Genomic DNA, 18579 nt, shown 5'->3' with positions numbered 1-18579 from the left:
CGTGATCACTCCGCAGCGCGCAGCTTGAACCGCTGGAGCTTGCCCGTAGGCGTCCGCGGCAGGGCTTCGGGGAACTCGATCAGGCGCGGGCACTTGTACGGCACCAGCTCGCCCTTCACGAACTCCCGCAGCGCCTCGGCCGTCACCTCCGAGCGCGGCACCCCCTCCCGCAGTACCGCATACGCGGCCACGACCTGCCCGCGCAGCTCGTCGGGCTGCCCGACCACCGCCGCTTCCAGCACGTCGGGATGCCGGAGCAGGGCGTCCTCGACCTCGGGACCCGCGATGTTGTACCCGGCCGAGATGATCATGTCGTCCGCGCGGGCCACGTAACGGAAATAGCCGTCCGCCTCGCGCACGTACGTGTCCCCGGTGACGTTCCAGCCGTCCCGTACGTACTCCTGCTGCCGCGGATCCGAGAGATAGCGGCAGCCGACCGGGCCGCGCACCGCGAGCAGCCCCGGCTCCCCGTCGGCCACCGGCTTCCCCTCGCCGTCCACCACGCGCGCGGACCAGCCGGGCACGGTGGTGCCGGTGGTGCCGGGGCGGACGGCGTCGTCGGCGGCGGAGATGAAGATGTGCAGCAGCTCGGTGGCGCCGATCCCGTTGATGATCTTCAGTCCGGTCCGCTCGTACCAGGACTGCCAGGTCGCGGCCGGCAGGTTCTCGCCGGCGGAGACGCAGCGCCGCAGCGACCGCACGTCGGCGCCCCGCTCGATGTCCTCCAGCATCACGCGATACGCGGTCGGCGCGGTGAACACCACCGACACCCCGTGCTCGGCGATGGCAGGCAGCAGCTGCTTGGGACCGGCCTGTTCGAGCAGCAGCGCGCTCGCGCCCGCCCGCATTGGGAAGATCACCAGACCGCCGAGCCCGAAGGTGAAGCCGAGCGGGGGACTGCCCGCGAACACGTCGTCCGGCTCGGGCTTCAGGACGTGCCGCGAGAAGGTGTCGGCGATGGCGAGCACATCGCGGTGGAAGTGGATGCAGCCCTTGGGCCGTCCCGTCGTGCCGCTGGTGAAGGCGATCAGCGCCACGTCGTCCGCGGCCGTCGCGACCGGGGCGAACGCCTCCGGCTGCCGCTCCGCGAGCCGCAGCAGATCGTCCTCGCCCTCACCGCCGAACGGGGTGACCCGCAGCCCGGAGATGTCCTTCAGGTCCTCGGTGAACCGCGCGTCGCACAGGGCATGGCTCACCCGCGCGATCTCGCACATGGTCGCCAGCTCGTGCGCGCGGTGCTGCGCCAGCACGGTCACGGCCACCGCGCCCGCCTTCATCACCGCGAGCCAGCAGGCCGCGAGCCAGGGCGAGGTCGGGCCGCGCAGCAGCACCCGGTTCCCGGGCACGACCCCGAGCTCCGAGGTCAGCACATGCGCGATCCGGTCGACATGAACCTGAAGCTGCCCGTACGACCACACCTCGCCGCCGCCCGTACGGAACACGGTCCGCTCGGCTCCGAAGCGCTCGACGGTGGCGTCGAGGAGCTCGGCCCCGCAGTTGAGGCGGTCGGGATAGCGCAGCTCGGGCAGGTCGAAGGTGAGCTCCGGCCACTGGTCCGCGGGTGGGAGATGGTCCCGCGCGAAGGTGTCGGCGTGGGCGGAGGGCGTGAGCGGTGTCGGCTCCATGGTGGCTGCCCCTTCACTGTGGTGGGGTCGCGCAACGAGCGTATCGTGATGGTGACGACAGTCAACTGTGCGCGATATACCCGTGTGAGTGAGCGGTGCGAACCGTGGAGGGAGACGCGTGGTGCCGGAATTCGCCTTGGATCCGAAATCCGTCCAGTGGTGCGAGGAGGTGCGCGCGCTGGCCGCCGACCGCCTGCGTCCGCTGGCCGAGGCGGGTGAACCGGGCGCGGTCAACCGCCCGTTGGTCGCCGCACTCGGCGAACTCGGCCTGCTCGCCCGCCTGTTCACCTCGGGCTCGCTCGACCTGTGCCTGATGCGCGAATCCCTCGCGTACGGGTGTACGGAGGCGGAGACGGCCCTCGCGCTCCAAGGCCTCGGCGCCCACCCGGTGCACGCCCACGGCACCGAGGCCCAGCGCGCCCGCTGGCTGCCCGAGGTCGCAGCCGGCCGCGCGGTCGCGGCCTTCGCGCTGAGCGAGCCGGATGCCGGGTCGGACGCGGCGGCCCTCGCGCTCGAAGCCCGCGCCGACGGCGACGAATGGCTGCTCACCGGAACGAAGTGCTGGATCTCCAACGCGCCGGGCGCCGACTTCTACACCGTCTTCGCCCGCACGACCCCGGGCGCCGGAGCCCGCGGGGTGACCGCCCTCCTGGTCCCGGCGGACCGCCCCGGACTGACCGGCTCGCCCCTCGACATGCTTTCGCCGCACCCGATCGGCAGGCTCGACTTCGACGGCGTCCGGGTCTCGCGCGCCGACCTGCTCGGCCAGGTCGACCAGGGTTTTCGCGTGGCGATGACCACGCTCAACCTGTTCCGCCCGAGCGTCGGCGCCTTCGCGGTGGGCATGGCGCAGGCGGCCCTGGACGCGACCCTCGCGCACACCGCCGAACGCCGGGCCTTCGGCGGGGTGTTGAAGGATCTCCAGGCGGTGGCCCACCAGGTGGCCGACCTCGCCACGCGCACCGAGGCGGCCCGCCTGCTCGTCTACGCCGCGGCGGCCGCGTACGACCGCGGCGAACCCGATGTCCCGCGCCGGGCGGCCATGGCGAAACTCCTCGCCACGGAGACGGCGCAGCAGGTGGTCGACGCCGCCGTCCAGCTGCACGGAGCGCGCGCCCTGCAACGCGGTCACCTCCTCGAACACCTCTACCGCGAGGTCCGCGCGCCCCGCATCTACGAGGGGGCGACGGAGGTGCAACGCGAGATCATCGCCAAGGAGTTGTACAAGGAGCTGCACACGCGGCTCTCCGAGGAGGCAGCCCGCTGATGGCCCTGGAACGCATCAACCCCGCCGAACTCTCCCCGCCCACCGGCTTCTCGCACGCCGTCACGGTCACCGGCTCCCGCCTCGTCTTCCTCGCGGGCCAGACGGCGCTCGACGGCGAGGGCAAGGTGGTGGGCACGACCCTGCCCGAGCAGTTCGAGCTGGCCCTCACGAACCTCCTCGCGGCCCTGAAGGCTGCGGGCGGCACGCCGAAGGACCTGGCCCGGGTCACGGTGTACGCGACGGACGTGGCCGACTACCGGGCCAGGGCCGCCGAACTCGGCCGTATCTGGCGGCGGTTGGCGGGCCGCGACTACCCCGCGATGGCGGTGATCGGGGCCGTCCGGCTGTGGGACGAGGAGTGCCTCGTGGAGCTGGACGGGGTGGCGGCGGTCGGCTGAGACGCGGCCGGGATGCGACTCCCGCCCTCGTGAGCGGGTACTCGTCGGATACGGACTTCACCGGACTTCACCCGACTTCACCGACGAGTGAAGGGAGGCGATCCCCATGCGCGGGCTGAAGCACGCCTTCGACCGGAGCCCGGCCGCGCAGATCGCGCTGTCCCTGGTCCTGGTGGCCGGGATCTTCCGCCTGGCACACCCCGGCGAACCGCCCTCCCTGACCCTGCTGCGTGCCGTCCTGCTCACGGCCCTGGCGGCCGTGGTGTTCCTGGCGCGCCGCCACGCGTATCTCAAGGCGCTCAAGGTGGACGCCGAGGAACTGCGGGTGGCGGAAGGGCAGTTCAGGCGGGGCGAGGTCCCGGCGAGCCTCCGTGAGCGCGAGGTGCTGCGCCGCCTCGTCGCCAAGCGCCGCGCCGAACTGGCGCAGCCCGGCGCCCTCTTCTACCTGTTCCTGGTCCTCGCGGCCGTGGGCCCGATCGGCCTGATGGCACTCGGCGCCTGGGTGCCCGCCCTCACGCTCCTCGCGGTGTACGCGGCCCTCACCGGCTGGATGGTGTGGATGCGCCGCCGCACCCGGGACCGTGTGGCCCGCATGGAGGAGGCCCTCGGCCGGTCTCCCGACGCGAGGGCCTCCTCCCATACATGACGTACTAGATGTCGCGGAACGTCTCGATCTGCGCGCCCACCGAGTTGAGGCGCTCGGCGAGGTCCTCGTAACCGCGGTTGATCACATAGACGTTGCGCAGGACCGAGGTCCCGTCCGCCGCCATCATCGCGAGCAGCACGACCACCGCCGGGCGCAGCGCGGGCGGGCACATCATCTCGGCCGCGCGCCAGCGGGTCGGGCCCTCGACCAGGACGCGGTGCGGGTCCAGGAGCTGGAGCCGGCCGCCCAGGCGGTTGAGGTCCGTGAGGTAGATCGCGCGGTTGTCGTAGACCCAGTCGTGGATCAGGGTCTTGCCCTGGGCCGCCGCCGCGATCGCCGCGAAGAACGGCACATTGTCGATGTTCAGGCCCGGGAACGGCATCGGGTGGATCTTGTCGATCGGCGCCTCCAGCTTGGAGGGCCGGACGGTCAGGTCCACCAGACGCGTGCGGCCGTTGTCCGCCGCGTACTCCGCCGAGCGGTCGTGATCCAGGCCCATCTCCTCCAGGACCGCGAGCTCGATCTCCATGAACTCGATCGGGACGCGGCGGATGGTGAGCTCGGACTCCGTCACGACGGCCGCGGCCACCAGGCTCATCGCCTCGACCGGGTCCTCGGAGGGGGAGTAGTCCACGTCGACGTCGATGTTCGCGACGCCGTGCACGGTGAGCGTGGTGGTGCCGATGCCCTCGACCTTGACGCCGAGCGCCTCCAGGAAGAAGCACAGGTCCTGGACCATGTAGTTCGAGGAGGCGTTGCGGATCACGGTCGTGCCGTCGTGGCGGGCTGCCGCCAGTAGCGCGTTCTCCGTCACGGTGTCGCCGCGCTCGGTCAGCACGATCGGCCGGTCCGGCTTGATCGAATGATCCACCTCGGCGTGGTAGATGCCCTCGGTGGCCGCGATGTCCAGGCCGAAGCGGCGCAGCGCGATCATGTGCGGCTCGATCGTGCGCGTGCCGAGGTCGCAACCGCCCGCGTACGGCAGCTTGAAGCGGTCCATGCGGTGCAGGAGCGGGCCGAGGAACATGATGATCGAGCGGGTGCGGATGGCCGCGGCCGAGTCGATCGCGTCCATGTCCAGCGTGGCCGGCGGGACGATCTCGAGGTCCTTGCCGTCGTTGATCCAACGCGCGCGGACCCCGATGGAGTTCAGGACCTCCAGGAGGCGGTAGACCTCCTCGATGCGTGCGACCCGGCGCAGCACGGTGCGGCCCTTGTTGAGCAGCGAGGCGCACAGGAGCGCGACGCAGGCGTTCTTGCTTGTCTTGACGTCGATCGAGCCGGACAGGCGTCGTCCGCCGACGACCCGGAGGTGCATCGGTCCCGCGTAGCCCAGAGAGACGATCTCGCTGTCCAGGGCTTCACCGATTCGGGCGATCATCTCAAGGCTGATGTTCTGGTTGCCGCGTTCGATGCGGTTGACGGCGCTCTGGCTGGTACCGAGTGCCTCGGCAAGTTGCGACTGTGTCCAGCCCCGGTGTTGACGGGCGTCACGGATGAGCTTGCCGATGCGTACGAGGTAGTCGTCTGCCATGGGGCGACCGTATACCGGATGTGAGATAGAGGAAAAACGGAGTGCGTCCGTCCGAGTAACCGCCCGTGTCGGCGGTCCGGTAACCGAGGCTCCGTCACCTGCCCATCCAGCTGCGGCGATTGCGCCGGGTTCGTCCGGAATGCGTGGTTCGGCGCCAGCCGAAAGGGCCCGGCAGATCCATCGACGTGGTGCGCCGGCCGGTGCTGCTGTGCGTGCGGCGCGGTCCGTGCCGGCCGCCCGTGGTGATGGACCAGGAGCGGCGGTTGAGGTTCAGCCGGACACCCGGAAGGATCCGGAAACTCTTGCGGAACGTGAGAGGCATACGGGTCTCCTGACGCGTGTCGTGCTCCGACCGTGCAGGTGCTGGGCTCCGGGTACCCGCCCGAGGGCGCGTCAGACGCGCGGCGCCGGCGCGGGACTCGGCAGACCTCCGACGCCCGCCGCGGCTCCGCTCACAGGCCGTGCGCCACGGGGTGCTGCGGCTGGTACAGCGGGAGTTCGGCCCCGCTCGGCATCCGTACACCCGTCAGCCGCCCCCACCCCTGGTCGCTCACGGGCCGGCTGAAGGAGAGCCCGTGCCGGGCGAGTGCGTCCCGTACGGCATCGAGGTCGTCGCACATCAGATACAGCTCGTGCCGCGGCTCCGCGTCCGTCGGGTGCACCGCGACCTCCGCGGGCGGCAGCCGGAAGATCAGCCAGCCGTGGCCGGCGTCGACATGGGCGAAGCCGAGGACGTCCCGGATGAAGGCCCGGTCGGCCTCGGCGTCCTGGCTGTACAGGATGACGTGCGCGCCGCTGAACATACGGAGATCGTCGGTCCGGCCGTGAGGCGGTGCAACAGAAGGCGGGCCGCGGCGCCCTGTTACGGTCGCCGCCGTGACCGAACAAGCGCTCGCCCTGCTGCGCCGCGAACCCCGCCTCGCCGCCCTCGCCGCCTTCCCGTTCAACTTCGACCTCGGACGGGCCGCGCACGGCCATGTGGAGGAGGTGCGGCTCGCATCGGGCGGCGCGCTGGAGGTGCTCGCGGGCGACGACACCGGCGGCACCTTCTTCCGGTGCGCGGACGGCTCCGTCCTGTACGCCTCCTCGGAGGGCGACGCCGGGATCATCGGATCCACCGTCGACGAGGCCCTCGACATCCTGACCGGCCTGCCCGGCTGGGGCGCGTATGTCCGTCTGTCACCGGCGGACGGCGCCGAGGCCGTACGGGCCGCCGTCGAGGAGACGGAGGAGGAGCTGCGCGAGTACTACGGCATCGACGACGAGCGCGCCGAACTGCGCACCGCACTCGGCTTCCCCGACCGCTCCCCGCTGGAACTCGTCGGCCTCCTCCATGCCGCACTCCTGCGCACCGAACCCGGCTTCGTGCTGCTCAACGCGGAGGAGGGCCGCGCCTACCGGCTCCTCGACGACCATCCGCGGCCCCCGCTGTGGGAGGCGGTGCTCGCGTCCGGACGCGCGGACCTGGCCGCACTGCGCAACGGAGACGGCGAGCGCGCGGTGTGGCAGGGCGTGGCCGAGGATCCCGTACGGCGCCGGCTCGTCCTGCGCGCGGCCCAGTTCGACCGCGCGGACGAGGACCTTCCTCTGCTGCGCCGGCTGATCCGGTACGAGACGGGGTCCTCCATGACGGACGAGCTCCGGCTCGCCGCCGTCCTCATCGGACGGCACGGCCGGGCGGAGGACCTGCCGCTGCTCGACGAGGTGCGCGGGACGGACTTCGACACCGCGTGCGGACTGAGCGAGATACGGGAGCTGTCCGACGGCGCGGCGCTGCGGCAGTGGGCGCGGGAGATGGACGACGCGATGTTCGGCACCGATCCCGCCGGTGAATCCCTGTTCACCTGGACCGAGCTGGCCACGGCGCAGGGTCTGACCGAGCACGCGCGCATCCCGCTCATCCGCCGCCTGGACGCGATCGAACTCGACCAGGGCCTGCTCCGCGACCCCGGGAACCCCGGCCGCCTGGTCGCCGACCGCCTCAACTCGCTCGTGTACGCCTTCGAGGAACTCGGCGATCTGGCACAGGCGTTGCGCGCCCGCCGCCTCTACGCCGCACTCCAGGAGAGCGCCTGGGACCGCGTGTCCACCCTGTACGACCTGGCCGCGCTGGAGCGGCGGGCGGGGGAGCTCGACGCGGCGGTCCGCTCGTTGTCGTCCGTCCGGGCGGTGCTGCGGGATCCGGGGGACGAGAGCCTCCGGTACTGGGAGCGGATCAATCTGGGCCGCTTCATCGTGCGCGAACACGACGAGCTGGCCGGGGCGTTGGCCGACGCGGGCCGCACCGCTCTCGCGGCGGAGGTGGCGGAGGCGGCCGAGGAACTGCGGGCCCAGCTGGTCCCGCCGCGGGCTCCGTAGCGTCCGCCGCGGACTTCGCAGCCGTCCGCACCGTTGACCCCCGCCCCGCCGTCGGCTGTCCTGGCCCGATGGCGATCAGCGACGCTCACCGGACCGACAGCGGGACCCGCACCGACCCCCTCGTCCAGCTCACCCTCGACCAGCTGCGCCGCCGCACCAGCGTGAAGTGGCGCACGCACCCCGAGGACGTCCTGCCGCTGTGGGTGGCCGAGATGGACGTCCCGCTCGCCCCCGCGGTCGCGGACGCGCTGCGGGCGGCGGTCGACCTCGGCGACACCGGCTACGCGTGCGGCGGCGACGGCTACGCCCGCGCCCTCGCGGACTTCGCCGCCGCACGCTGGGGGTGGCAGGACCTCGCCGTCGAGCGCACCGCGCTCGTGCCCGACGTGATGCTCGGCGTCGTGGAGGTGCTCCGCCTGGTCACCCGGCCCGGGGACGCGGTGGTGGTGTGCTCCCCGGTGTACCCGCCCTTCTACGCCTTCGTCGGGCACGACGCCCGCGACGTGATCGAGGCACCGCTCGGCCCGGCCGGCCGGATCGATCCCACGGCCCTGGAGGACGCCTTCGAGCGGGCACGGCAGGGCGGCCGCGGCGCCGCGTTCCTGATGAGCAACCCGCACAACCCCACCGGCGCCGTGCACACCCGTGAGGAGCTGGAGACCGTCGCCGAGCTCGCCCGCCGGTACGGGGTCCGGGTGGTGTCCGACGAGATCCACGCGCCGCTGGTCCTGCCGGGCGCCGTCTTCACGCCGTATCTGAGCGTGCCCGGCGCCGAGAACGCCTTCGCGCTCACCTCCGCGTCCAAGGCCTGGAACCTCTCCGGACTCAAGGCGGCGCTCGCGATCGCCGGGCCCGAGGCCGCCGAGGACCTGCGGCGCCTGCCCGAGGAGGTGGGCCACGGCCCCAGCCACCTCGGCGTCATCGCCCACACCGCGGCCTTCCGCGACGGGGGCGGCTGGCTGGACGGGCTCATCGCCGGACTCGCCGCGAACCGGGAACTGCTGGGAGACTTGGTCGCGCAACACCTGCCGGGCGTCCGGTACCTCGCACCCGAGGGGACCTACCTCGCCTGGCTCGACTGCACCGCGCTCGGCCTGCACGACGAGCGTCCGCTCGACGGCCCGGGCATCGTCTCCGACCTGGCCGGACCCGCGAAGATGTTCCTCGACCGCGGGCGGGTCGCGCTCAGCTCGGGCCATGTCTTCGGCACAGGAGGTGCCGGCTGTGTACGGCTGAATTTCGCCACGTCACCGGATGTCCTGACCGAGGCGCTGACCAGGATGGGCCGCGCGCTCGGGGGCACTCGTACGTGACCAGCGCAACAGAGCAGCCCGCGGGGCCGGGGCATGACCAAGCCCCGGCGATGTACTAGAGTTATCTCGACATCGAGATATCTGCCGAGGCGCGCCGCAGGTCGCCACCCCGGCCACCCCGGTAAGGGTTACCTAACTTAGCCCTACCTTAGCGGACCGGGCTCAGGTCGTGGCGGCAGGATGCGGTGGGAACGCGCACATATATGAAGGAGACTGTCGTGTCGGCGAACAGCTTCGACGCCCGCAGCACGCTGCGCGTGGGCGACGAGTCCTACGAGATCTTCCGGCTGGACAAGGTCGAGGGCGCCGCACGCCTTCCCTACAGCCTCAAGGTTCTGCTCGAGAACCTCCTCCGTACCGAGGACGGCGCGAACATCACCGCCGACCACATCCGCGCCCTCGGCAACTGGGACTCGCAGGCTCAGCCGAGCCAGGAGATCCAGTTCACGCCCGCCCGCGTGATCATGCAGGACTTCACCGGTGTGCCCTGTGTCGTGGACCTCGCCACCATGCGCGAGGCCGTGAAGGAGCTCGGCGGCGACCCGGCGAAGATCAACCCCCTGGCCCCGGCCGAGCTGGTCATCGACCACTCCGTCATCGCCGACAAGTTCGGCACCAACGACGCGTTCGCGCAGAACGTGGAGCTGGAGTACGGCCGCAACAAGGAGCGCTACCAGTTCCTGCGCTGGGGTCAGACCGCCTTCGACGAGTTCAAGGTCGTCCCGCCGGGCACCGGCATCGTGCACCAGGTCAACATCGAGCACCTGGCCCGTACGGTCATGGTCCGCAACGGCCAGGCGTACCCCGACACCCTCGTCGGCACCGACTCGCACACCACGATGGTCAACGGCCTGGGCGTCCTGGGCTGGGGCGTCGGCGGCATCGAGGCCGAGGCCGCGATGCTCGGCCAGCCGGTCTCGATGCTCATCCCGCGCGTCGTCGGCTTCAAGCTGACCGGTGAGCTGAAGCCCGGCACCACCGCCACCGACCTCGTGCTCACGATCACCGAGATGCTGCGCAAGCACGGCGTCGTCGGCAAGTTCGTCGAGTTCTACGGCGAGGGCGTCGCCGCCACCTCGCTGGCCAACCGCGCCACCATCGGCAACATGTCGCCGGAGTTCGGCTCCACCGCCGCGATCTTCCCGATCGACGACGAGACCCTGAACTACCTGAAGCTGACCGGCCGTTCGGAGCAGCAGGTCGCGCTGGTCGAGGCGTACGCCAAGGAGCAGGGCCTCTGGCTCGACCCGGCCGCCGAGCCCGACTTCTCCGAGAAGCTGGAGCTCGACCTCTCCACGGTCGTCCCGTCGATCGCCGGTCCGAAGCGTCCGCAGGACCGCATCGTCCTGGCGAACGCCGCGGAGCAGTTCAAGAAGGACGTCCTCAACTACGTCGACACGGTGGACGAGGCCGGCCAGGAGTCCTTCCCGGCCTCGGACGCCCCGGCCGTCGCGCCCAACGGCGTCCCGTCGAACCCGGTCACCGTGACCGCCCCCGACGGCTCCACGTACGAGATCGACCACGGCGCCGTCACCGTCGCCGCGATCACCTCCTGCACCAACACCTCGAACCCGTACGTGATGGTCGCCGCCGCGCTCGTCGCGAAGAAGGCCGTCGAGAAGGGCCTGACCCGCAAGCCGTGGGTCAAGACCACCCTCGCCCCGGGCTCGAAGGTCGTCACCGACTACTTCGACAAGGCGGGCCTGACCCCGTACCTCGACAAGGTCGGCTTCAACCTGGTCGGTTACGGCTGCACCACCTGCATCGGCAACTCGGGCCCGCTGCCCGAGGAGGTCTCGAAGGCCGTCAACGACCACGACCTCGCGGTCACCTCGGTCCTCTCGGGCAACCGCAACTTCGAGGGCCGCATCAACCCCGACGTCAAGATGAACTACCTGGCGTCCCCGCCGCTGGTCGTCGCGTACGCCATCGCCGGTTCGATGAAGGTCAACATCACCGAGGACGCCCTCGGCACGGACCAGGACGGCAAGCCGGTCTACCTCAAGGACATCTGGCCCACCGAGGCCGAGGTCAACGACGTCGTGGCGAACGCCATCGGCGAGGACATGTTCAACAAGTCCTACCAGGACGTCTTCGCGGGCGACGCCCAGTGGCAGGCGCTGCCGATCCCGACCGGCAACACCTTCGAGTGGGACAGCGAGTCCACCTACGTCCGCAAGCCCCCGTACTTCGAGGGCATGGAGATGGAGCCGGCCCCGGTCTCCGACATCTCCGGCGCGCGCGTGCTCGCCAAGCTGGGCGACTCGGTCACCACCGACCACATCTCCCCGGCCGGTGCGATCAAGGCCGACACCCCGGCCGGCAAGTACCTCACCGAGCACGGTGTCGAGCGTCGTGACTTCAACTCCTACGGCTCGCGCCGAGGCAACCACGAGGTCATGATCCGCGGCACGTTCGCCAACATCCGCCTGCGCAACCAGATCGCGCCGGGCACGGAGGGCGGCTTCACGCGTGACTTCACGCAGGAAGGCGGCCCGGTCTCCTTCATCTACGACGCCTCGCGCAACTACATCGAGCAGGGCATCCCGCTGGTCGTCCTGGCCGGCAAGGAGTACGGCTCCGGCTCGTCCCGCGACTGGGCGGCCAAGGGCACGGCCCTCCTCGGTGTGAAGGCCGTCATCGCCGAGTCGTACGAGCGCATCCACCGCTCGAACCTCATCGGCATGGGCGTGCTCCCGCTCCAGTTCCCGGAGGGCGCCTCCGCCGCGTCCCTGGGCCTGACCGGCGAGGAGACCTTCTCCTTCACGGGCGTCGAGGAGCTGAACAACGGCACCACGCCGCGCACGGTCAAGGTCACCACGGACACGGGCGTCGAGTTCGACGCGGTCGTCCGCATCGACACCCCCGGCGAGGCGGACTACTACCGCAACGGCGGCATCATGCAGTACGTGCTGCGCTCGCTGATCCGCAAGTAAGCGACGCCGAGCGGCTGTCGAGGGCCGCATCCCCTGCGCGGGGGTGCGGCCTTCGCCGTGTCCGGGGGGTGCTGACCCGGCCGGTCTCCGGGGGCGCTGACCCGGCCGGTCTCCGGGGCTCCGGAAGAGTTGGGGTGGGTGGGCCGTGAGGCGGACTACTACCGCAATGGCGGCATCATGCAGTACGTGCTGCGTTCGCTGATCCGCAAGTAAGCGACGCTTAGCGGCTGTCGAGGGCCGCATCCCCTGCGCGGGGGTGCGGCCTTCGCCGTGTCCGGGCGGCGCTGACCCGGCCGGGCTCCGGTGGTTCTGGGCCGCAAGTAAGCCGTACGGCGCAGCAGTCGGGCCCCTCTCCCGTGGGGGAGAGGGGCCCGACTGTTACCTGTTCCTACTGCTTCGGCCAGCCGCCGTACGGCACGGTCAGGATTTCCATCGCGTGGCCCGACGGGTCGAGGAAGTACACGCCCTTGCCCCCGTCGTTGGTGTTGTACTCGCCGGGGTGCTGACGGTGCGGGTCCGCCCAGTGCTCGATCCGACGGTCCGCGATCTTCTTGTACGCGGCGTCGAAGACGTCTTCCGAGACGAGGAAGGCGTAGTGCTGGAGCGGGGTGTTCCCGTCGGGGGCGGTGGCGAAGTCGAGGGTCACCCCGTTGTCGAGGACGACGGGGATGAACGGCCCCCAGGGGGCGCCGACTTCGAGACCGAGGAGCTCCGCGAAGAACTCCGCGGACTCCCGTGCGTCCTGGGACGCGATGATGGTGTGGTTGAACTGCACGGACAAGGTGAATGCCTCCAAGGGCAAACTCCGGCACCTCCATGCCTCACCCGGTCGGTGACCGGCACGCGATGCTGGCGAAGAGCCTAGGCAGGTCCTGGTTGATCTGTCGAGCCGGTTTCCCGCTCACCCGGCCGCGTCAGGCCCCTGCGCACGCACCCTCCGTACCGCCTCCAGGGACTCCTGCAACTCCGCCAGCCAGTCGTCGGCATGGCGCTGCACCAGACGTACGCACCAGGCCAGGGCCTCGCTGCGGCTGCGCGCCACCCCGCCCGCGACCAGGGTGTCGAGTACGTGCCGCTCGGGCTGGCGAAGACGCGTCATCACGGGCGCGGACACGTGCGTGAACAGGGCCTTCTCCGCCCCGCAGCGCACCCCCCACGAGACCTTCCTGCCGAAGCGGTGCTCGGCCTCGCGCGCGACGCCGATGCGCTCCTCGCGGGTGCGTTCGCGGAACTCCTGGATACGGCCCTCGACCGCCGCGGCCTTCTCCGCGGCGGAGGCCTGCGCGTCGACGGCGGGCTCGGGGACGGTCCCGACGACGGTGATCTCCTCGCGGTCCACCGTGACCTCGGGCGGACCGTCGAAGAGACCTTCGGGGATGCGGCCGGCGAACCAGCCGCGCACCTGCTCGTGCTGCTCGGCTGTAAGCATGTAAGCAACGTTGCACCGCCAGGACGCGACGGCAAGACCCCCGGCGGGATCAACTTCCGGGCGCGGCCGGGGTGTTGGTGTCCTGGGACGGCAGCGGATCGGGGTCCACATCCGGCGCGGCCGGCTGATCCGGCTCGCACACGATCTCGTTGCGCGGCGTGTAGTGCGTGTGGAAGGTCTTGCGGCCGACCTCCTTGCCGTCCTTCACCAGCACGCGGTCGACATCGACGTCGAAGCCCTCGTACGGGGTCTGCGGCTCGCACTTGTCGCCCTTGCCCTCGATCTTCTTGGGCTCGGTGATGTTGGTGCGCGGCCCCTTGACCGACTTCACCTCGTCGTACTTCTTCGTGCCGAGGAAGGTGACCGTGACGTTGTGGTCGGTGGCCGCGGTCTGGATGTAGATGGCGTGGCCCGAGTCGTTCTGCCAGCGCAGGTCCAGCGTGCCCCAGGCGACGGTGGCCTCGCGGCCCTCCGGGTAGCGCTCGATGTAGAACGAGTGGGCCCCGTACTCGACGGGCTTCACGCCGGCGAAGAACATCGCGTTGAACATCGTCGTCGCCACCGTCGAGACACCGCCGCCGGGCGCGCTGTAGTAGCGGCCGTCGAGGATCATCGTCCCGTCGGTGAACCCGTTCTCCTTGGTGCGTTCACCGACCGTCCGGTTGAAGGACCACTCCTCGCCGTCCTTCACCAGCGACCCGTTGATCAGCTCGGCGGCCCGCCCGATGTTGATGGTGCGGTAGGCGGCCTTCGGGAACTCCACGGTGTACGAGGACACCTGCTCCTTGATCCCGAGGTCCTTGATGCTCTGCGCCGTGAGCTCCGGCTGGACGGTCTCCGTCGCCACTTCGGCCGCGCGCTGCCCGCCCGACTTCGTGAGCAGCGGGAGCACCGCCGCCTCGACGGCCGCCGCCTTCACCTTGCGCCCCGGCCTGCCGTCCTCGGTGACGACCACCCGTCCGCCGTCGAGCCGGATCTTCGCGTTCACCGGAGCGCCGATCGCGCTGCTCAGCGGACGGGCCACCGCCGGGTCCTTCAGCAGTCCGGCACCGTCCAGCTCCGGCGTGAGCCTGCCCTGCCCGTCGGCCTTCAGGCTGAGGTGCCGGCCGAGCGCGGCCGTCGGCACCTCCAGCTTGCTGTCGCCGACGGTCAGCGACACCGGCCCGGACATGGCCGGCTCGGCGAACTCGTCCACGGCGCGCCGGACTTCGGCCGCCCCGACCTTCGGCTTGCTCTCGGCCACCGGCAGCGTCACGGCCTCCTCGGCCGGAAAGGCGGACCGCAGCGTCTTCAGCGCGCCGGCCGTGTCCAGGGTGATCCCGGAACGCGCCTCGGTGACGTCCGGCTTGCCGTTCTTGAAGGAGACGGCGCCGTCGCGTTCCTCGCGGTCGTACTTCTGCGCCAGCGCGCCGAGCGCGTTCTTCATCTTCGCCTCGTCCACGCGGACGACGGGCTCGACCGTGCGGTCGCCGCCGCCGAAGAGGCCGGCTATCACGGTCACGGGGTTGGATCCGGTGTCACCCGCCTGCTCGACGGTCGCCCCGGTGTCCACGGAGAGCCCCGCCTCGGCCGGGTCCAGCTCGGCCGTCTCGTCCCCGATGCGCAGGGGCTGCGGCGCCGACCACGCCTTTCCGCGTTCCTGTTCCAGGCGCTCGCGCGCCGCGGCGGCGCTCAGGCCGCCCAGATCCACCCCGTCGACGCTGGTCCCTTCGGGTATGCCGGACCCCTCGGATATGAGCCCGGCCGCGTACAGCCCGCCGAGGACCACGACCACTCCGCCCGCGGCGTACAGGGCGGGACGTATGCGACGCCGGGACGCGTGCCGCGGGCCGGCAGGCCGCTCGGACACGGGGCCGGGCTCCGGCTGCGGCTCGGGCCCGGGGGACTGGGGGAGGTCCGATGGCGACAATGCGCTCTCCTTTGGGCCGCACAACGTGAGGTATCCACAGAATGCAGATATTCACCCTATAAGCGGCGTACGGAGCTGTCGCGCCCGGGAGGCGGCGGGCTGCTCCGACGCCGGGCAGGCTTGCCCCGGCGGCCCGCCCGGCGTCCTCACTGCGCACGGCGCCGCGGTCGCGTCGTGTGCTCCTCCCGGATGTGGGCCGTCAGTGCGATGGACGCGGTGGCACGGTCGTACGAGAGCTGCGCCACCCGGGCGTACAGGCAGTCGATGATGAGCAGGACCGAGTGGCGGGTGCCGAAGCCGCCGTGCCGGAAGCTGGTCTCGCCCGAGGCCGAGGTCAGATGGATGGAGGCGGCCTGGGCCACGGGGGAGCGGGGGGCCGAGGTGATGGCGATGGTGGTGGCGCCGCGCTCGGCGGCGAGGCGCAGCGGGCCGAGGACCTCGCGGGTGCTGCCGGAGTGTGAGAGCGCGAGGGCCGCATCGGCCGGGGTGAGCAGGGAGGCCGAGGTCTCCGCCGCGTGCACCTCGGACCAGTCGCGGGCCTGACAGCCGATGCCGAAGAGCCGCGCCTCGGCCTCGCGGGCCAGGATGCCCGACTGGCCCACGCCGTAGACATCGATCCTGCGCGCCTTCACCAGCGCCCGGGCCGCACGCTCCAGAGCCTCGCGGTCCAGGCGCTCCACCGTGGCGCGCAACGCCTGGGCGTCCGCGTGCGCGATGACGTCGATGACTTGGTCCAGGGTGTCGTCGGGGCCGATGTCGGGCCCGAGCGGCCGGCCCTGGGCCGAGGGGCCCCGGGTGAAGTGGTCGTGCGCGAACTGGCCCTGCTCCTTGGCCAGTTCGAGCAGCAGCGCCTGGTACGAGTCGAGGCCGAGGGCCTGGCAGAAGCGGGTGACGGTCGCCTGCGAGGTGCCGGTACGCCGTCCCAGGTCGGCCGCTGAGGTCTGGGCCAGCGCCGCCGGGTCCGCGAGGACGTGCTCGCCGACCTTGCGCAACGAGGCGGTCAGCCTGGGCAGTTCGGACTGGATCAGAGCGGTGATCACGGCGGGGTCGACTCGATTCGTTCCGGGGCGCGCGGCCCGCACCCGGCTCTGCGCGGACCCGCACTCAACTCTTGCCAGACGGTGATTCTATCAACCACCATTCGGCAAGATCTGTGAATGATGGGAACACCACATGCCCTCCAGGGAACAGCACCTGCTGATCGGGATCGACGCGGGCGGCACCCGCACCCGCGCGCACTGCGCCGATGCGGAGGGCCGCCTGATCGGCACGGGCGACAGCGGCCCCGGCAACGCGCTCGGGGTCCAACCGGACGAACTCGTACGGCACTTGAGCGAGGCCATCGCCGCGGCCCTGCCGGAACAGTCGCGCGGAAGGACCGTGGCGGTGGCGGCCGGCTTCGCCGGCGGCGGCTTCGGGCGCGGGCGCGAGAACGCGGCCTCGTGCCTGGCGCGAGCGCTGGACCACCTCCATCTGTCGGCGCAGGCCGTCGAGCTCTACGGCGACGCCGAGATCGCCTTCGCATCCGGGCCCGGCGCACCGGCGGACGGACTGGTCCTGATCGCCGGCACCGGCGCGACCGCGGGGCGGATCAGCGGCCGGCGCGAAGTACGCCTCGTCGACGGGCACGGCTGGCTGCTGGGGGACGAGGGCAGCGGTTTCTGGCTCGGGCGGCAGGCACTCAAGGCCGCGCTGCGGGCCGTGGACGGGCGCGGTCCCCGGGGCCCGCTGGTGGAGCGCGTCCTTGAGGCGGTGACCCCCGGACGCGGGCGGTCCGCGGAACAGTCGCCCGAGCTCCCACCGCTCAGGGACGCCATTGCCGACTGGGCCTACTCCCGTCACCCTACGGCGCTGGCGGCCCTGTGCCCGCTGGTGGTCGAGGCCGCCGCGGAGGGCGACCCTCCGGCGCTCGCACTCCTCGACCGGGCGGCCGACGAACTGGCCGACAAGCTGGCGGCGTTGGGCGCCCGTGAGGGCGAACTGCTGGTCGCGACCGGAGGCCTGATCGCTCCGGGCGGCCCGCTGACAGGCCGCCTCGCCGCCCGTGTGGAGCCGATGGGCCTGCGCATGACGGCGGTTCGGGACGGCGGGGCGGGCGCGGTGGCGCTGGCGGGGCTCTTGACGCGACCTGCCGTCTGATTCATTCTTCCAGGGCGAGGTGGCTTCTCTGGTTCATCCAACCGAAGCGGCGTGGGCCTCACACCCGTAACCACGCACCGGCCGGATCAGCCGCCACCAGGACCTCAATCGCCCCAACCGCCCCAGGAGAGTGGGAACTCGATGACCGACCCGCAGATCAGCGCGAGCCTCTTCGCCGACCAGGCGCGCGCGTCGCTGGACGCCGCGATCGACGCCAACAAGGAAGCGGTGTCGGCGGCGGCCCGGCTGTTCGCGGACTGCGTGGCGGCCGACGGGGTGATCCATGCGTTCGGCACCGGACACTCGCAGGCCACCGCGCTCGAGATCTCCGGCCGCGCGGGCGGCCTGATCCCCACCAACCGGATCGGCCTCGCGGACCTCGTCCTCCTCGGCGGCGAGGACCGCGCGGTCCTGGACGACCCGCTGCTCGAACGGCGACCGGGGCTCGCGGAACGCCTCTACGAACTGAGCACCCCGCGCCCCCAGGACCTCTTCGTGATCATCTCGAACTCGGGTGTCAACAACTCCATCGTGGACATGGCGCACTTGGTGAAGGACAAGGGACACCACCTGGTGGCGCTCACCTCGATGCAGCACACCCGCGCCGTACCCGCCCTGCACGAGAGCGGCAAGCGGCTCGCCGACCTGGCCGACGCGGTCCTCGACAACGGCGCACCGGCGGGCGACGCACTGCTCCCGCTGCCCGGCGGGGGCGGCCTGTGCGGGGTGTCCACGATCGTCTCCACCACCCTGGCCCAGATGGTGGTGGCCGAGAGCGTGGCCCTGCTCCTGGCGGAAGGCCACGACGTCCCCGTCTACATCTCCGCGAACCTGCCGGGCGGCTTCGAACGCAACGCGAAGCTGGAGGCCCATTACGAGGGCCGGTTGCATCGGGGCGGGTTCTGACCGCGCCACTCGCGACCGCTTCCGAAAGGGAAACCCGTCAGCGGGTTTCAGGACGCAACGAAAGCGCCGAATAACGGCTCACCGGACCACACGTGCATCGACGGCATCCTGCCCGCATA

At 71.3% G+C, this 18579-nt stretch carries 16 protein-coding genes; 8 read left to right on the top strand and 8 right to left on the bottom strand.

The genetic code is table 11. The features are described 5' to 3' along the window. Positions 1-5: 5 nt before the first annotated feature. Positions 6-1625 carry an AMP-binding protein gene (locus BLT97_RS17375; protein WP_093611132.1) on the bottom strand — a complete coding sequence of 540 codons (1620 nt, stop codon included), beginning with the start codon at positions 1623-1625 and terminating at the stop codon, positions 6-8. Positions 1626-1746: 121 nt separating this feature from the next. On the opposite strand from BLT97_RS17375, the gene BLT97_RS17370 reads away from it, so the two are divergent. The 3 genes from BLT97_RS17370 (at position 1747) to BLT97_RS17360 (ending at position 3936) form a co-directional block, all read left to right on the top strand. Then, positions 1747-2892 carry an acyl-CoA dehydrogenase family protein gene (locus BLT97_RS17370; RefSeq protein WP_093611514.1) on the top strand — a complete coding sequence of 382 codons (1146 nt, stop codon included), beginning with the start codon at positions 1747-1749 and terminating at the stop codon, positions 2890-2892. Beyond that, a complete protein-coding gene (locus BLT97_RS17365; RefSeq protein WP_093611130.1) occupies positions 2892-3290 on the top strand; it encodes a RidA family protein in 399 nt (132 codons plus the stop codon). The genes BLT97_RS17370 and BLT97_RS17365 overlap by 1 nt, the downstream gene beginning before the upstream one ends. A gap of 106 nt (positions 3291-3396) precedes the next feature. After that, entirely contained in the window at positions 3397-3936 is a 540-nt protein-coding gene (locus tag BLT97_RS17360; RefSeq protein WP_093611128.1) for a hypothetical protein, read from the top strand. 4 nt (positions 3937-3940) lie between these two features. On the opposite strand, the gene BLT97_RS17355 is transcribed toward BLT97_RS17360, so the two are convergent. From BLT97_RS17355 to BLT97_RS17345, 3 genes are all read right to left on the bottom strand, one after another. Next, positions 3941-5470, bottom strand: coding sequence for a helix-turn-helix domain-containing protein (locus tag BLT97_RS17355; RefSeq protein WP_093611126.1), 1530 nt, complete (start codon positions 5468-5470; stop codon positions 3941-3943). Positions 5471-5564: 94 nt separating this feature from the next. Further along, positions 5565-5792, bottom strand: a complete 228-nt coding sequence (locus BLT97_RS17350; protein WP_093611124.1) for a DUF4236 domain-containing protein — start codon at positions 5790-5792, stop codon at positions 5565-5567. A 130-nt stretch (positions 5793-5922) separates the two neighbouring features. Further along, positions 5923-6273: a VOC family protein gene (locus BLT97_RS17345; protein ID WP_093611122.1), complete on the bottom strand. Its 351-nt coding sequence runs from the start codon at positions 6271-6273 to the stop codon at positions 5923-5925. Positions 6274-6346: 73 nt separating this feature from the next. On the opposite strand from BLT97_RS17345, the gene BLT97_RS17340 reads away from it, so the two are divergent. The 3 genes from BLT97_RS17340 to acnA all read left to right on the top strand — a co-directional run bounded on the left by BLT97_RS17340 (position 6347) and on the right by acnA (position 12077). Continuing rightward, on the top strand, positions 6347-7828 hold the full coding sequence (locus tag BLT97_RS17340; RefSeq protein ID WP_093611120.1) for a hypothetical protein: 1482 nt from the start codon (positions 6347-6349) through the stop codon (positions 7826-7828). A gap of 68 nt (positions 7829-7896) precedes the next feature. Then, positions 7897-9141, top strand: a complete 1245-nt coding sequence (locus BLT97_RS17335) for a MalY/PatB family protein (protein ID WP_093611118.1) — start codon at positions 7897-7899, stop codon at positions 9139-9141. 218 nt (positions 9142-9359) lie between these two features. Next, a complete protein-coding gene (gene acnA / locus BLT97_RS17330) occupies positions 9360-12077 on the top strand; it encodes an aconitate hydratase AcnA (protein ID WP_093611512.1) in 2718 nt (905 codons plus the stop codon). A 388-nt stretch (positions 12078-12465) separates the two neighbouring features. Here the strand turns inward: acnA and BLT97_RS17325 are convergent, their stop codons facing one another. The 4 genes from BLT97_RS17325 to BLT97_RS17310 form a co-directional block, all read right to left on the bottom strand. Next, entirely contained in the window at positions 12466-12858 is a 393-nt protein-coding gene (locus tag BLT97_RS17325; RefSeq protein ID WP_093611510.1) for a VOC family protein, read from the bottom strand. A 120-nt stretch (positions 12859-12978) separates the two neighbouring features. Then, positions 12979-13506 (bottom strand): hypothetical protein, encoded by a 528-nt coding sequence (locus BLT97_RS17320; protein WP_093611116.1) that lies wholly within the window; start codon positions 13504-13506, stop codon positions 12979-12981. Between the two features lie 49 nt (positions 13507-13555). Next, the gene (locus BLT97_RS17315) at positions 13556-15355 is read right to left on the bottom strand and encodes a VanW family protein (RefSeq protein WP_176953800.1); all 1800 of its coding nucleotides are present in this window, start codon (positions 15353-15355) and stop codon (positions 13556-13558) included. A 206-nt stretch (positions 15356-15561) separates the two neighbouring features. Next, the gene (locus BLT97_RS17310) at positions 15562-16455 is read right to left on the bottom strand and encodes a MurR/RpiR family transcriptional regulator (RefSeq protein WP_245769385.1); all 894 of its coding nucleotides are present in this window, start codon (positions 16453-16455) and stop codon (positions 15562-15564) included. 133 nt (positions 16456-16588) lie between these two features. Between BLT97_RS17310 and BLT97_RS17305 the strand changes: the two genes are divergently transcribed. After that, positions 16589-17554 carry an N-acetylglucosamine kinase gene (locus tag BLT97_RS17305; RefSeq protein WP_093611112.1) on the top strand — a complete coding sequence of 322 codons (966 nt, stop codon included), beginning with the start codon at positions 16589-16591 and terminating at the stop codon, positions 17552-17554. A 141-nt stretch (positions 17555-17695) separates the two neighbouring features. Then, on the top strand, positions 17696-18460 hold the full coding sequence (locus BLT97_RS17300; protein WP_093611109.1) for a sugar isomerase domain-containing protein: 765 nt from the start codon (positions 17696-17698) through the stop codon (positions 18458-18460). Positions 18461-18579: the final 119 nt, after the last annotated feature.

This window comes from Streptomyces indicus (assembly GCF_900100315.1).
GTDB lineage: Bacteria > Actinomycetota > Actinomycetes > Streptomycetales > Streptomycetaceae > Streptomyces > Streptomyces indicus.
The sequence above is the reverse complement of the archived record's forward strand: the minus strand, read 5'-3'. Positions and strand labels throughout refer to the sequence as shown.

Coding starts and splice junctions, on each gene's coding strand:
- BLT97_RS17320 (WP_093611116.1), bottom strand. CDS start 13,506: ATGCTTACAGCCGAGCAGCACGAGCAGGTGCGCGGCTGGTTCGCCGGC.
- BLT97_RS17350 (WP_093611124.1), bottom strand. CDS start 5,792: ATGCCTCTCACGTTCCGCAAGAGTTTCCGGATCCTTCCGGGTGTCCGG.
- BLT97_RS17305 (WP_093611112.1), top strand. CDS start 16,589: ATGCCCTCCAGGGAACAGCACCTGCTGATCGGGATCGACGCGGGCGGC.
- BLT97_RS17365 (WP_093611130.1), top strand. CDS start 2,892: ATGGCCCTGGAACGCATCAACCCCGCCGAACTCTCCCCGCCCACCGGC.
- BLT97_RS17345 (WP_093611122.1), bottom strand. CDS start 6,273: ATGTTCAGCGGCGCGCACGTCATCCTGTACAGCCAGGACGCCGAGGCC.
- BLT97_RS17335 (WP_093611118.1), top strand. CDS start 7,897: ATGGCGATCAGCGACGCTCACCGGACCGACAGCGGGACCCGCACCGAC.
- BLT97_RS17300 (WP_093611109.1), top strand. CDS start 17,696: ATGACCGACCCGCAGATCAGCGCGAGCCTCTTCGCCGACCAGGCGCGC.
- BLT97_RS17360 (WP_093611128.1), top strand. CDS start 3,397: ATGCGCGGGCTGAAGCACGCCTTCGACCGGAGCCCGGCCGCGCAGATC.
- BLT97_RS17375 (WP_093611132.1), bottom strand. CDS start 1,625: ATGGAGCCGACACCGCTCACGCCCTCCGCCCACGCCGACACCTTCGCG.
- BLT97_RS17355 (WP_093611126.1), bottom strand. CDS start 5,470: ATGGCAGACGACTACCTCGTACGCATCGGCAAGCTCATCCGTGACGCC.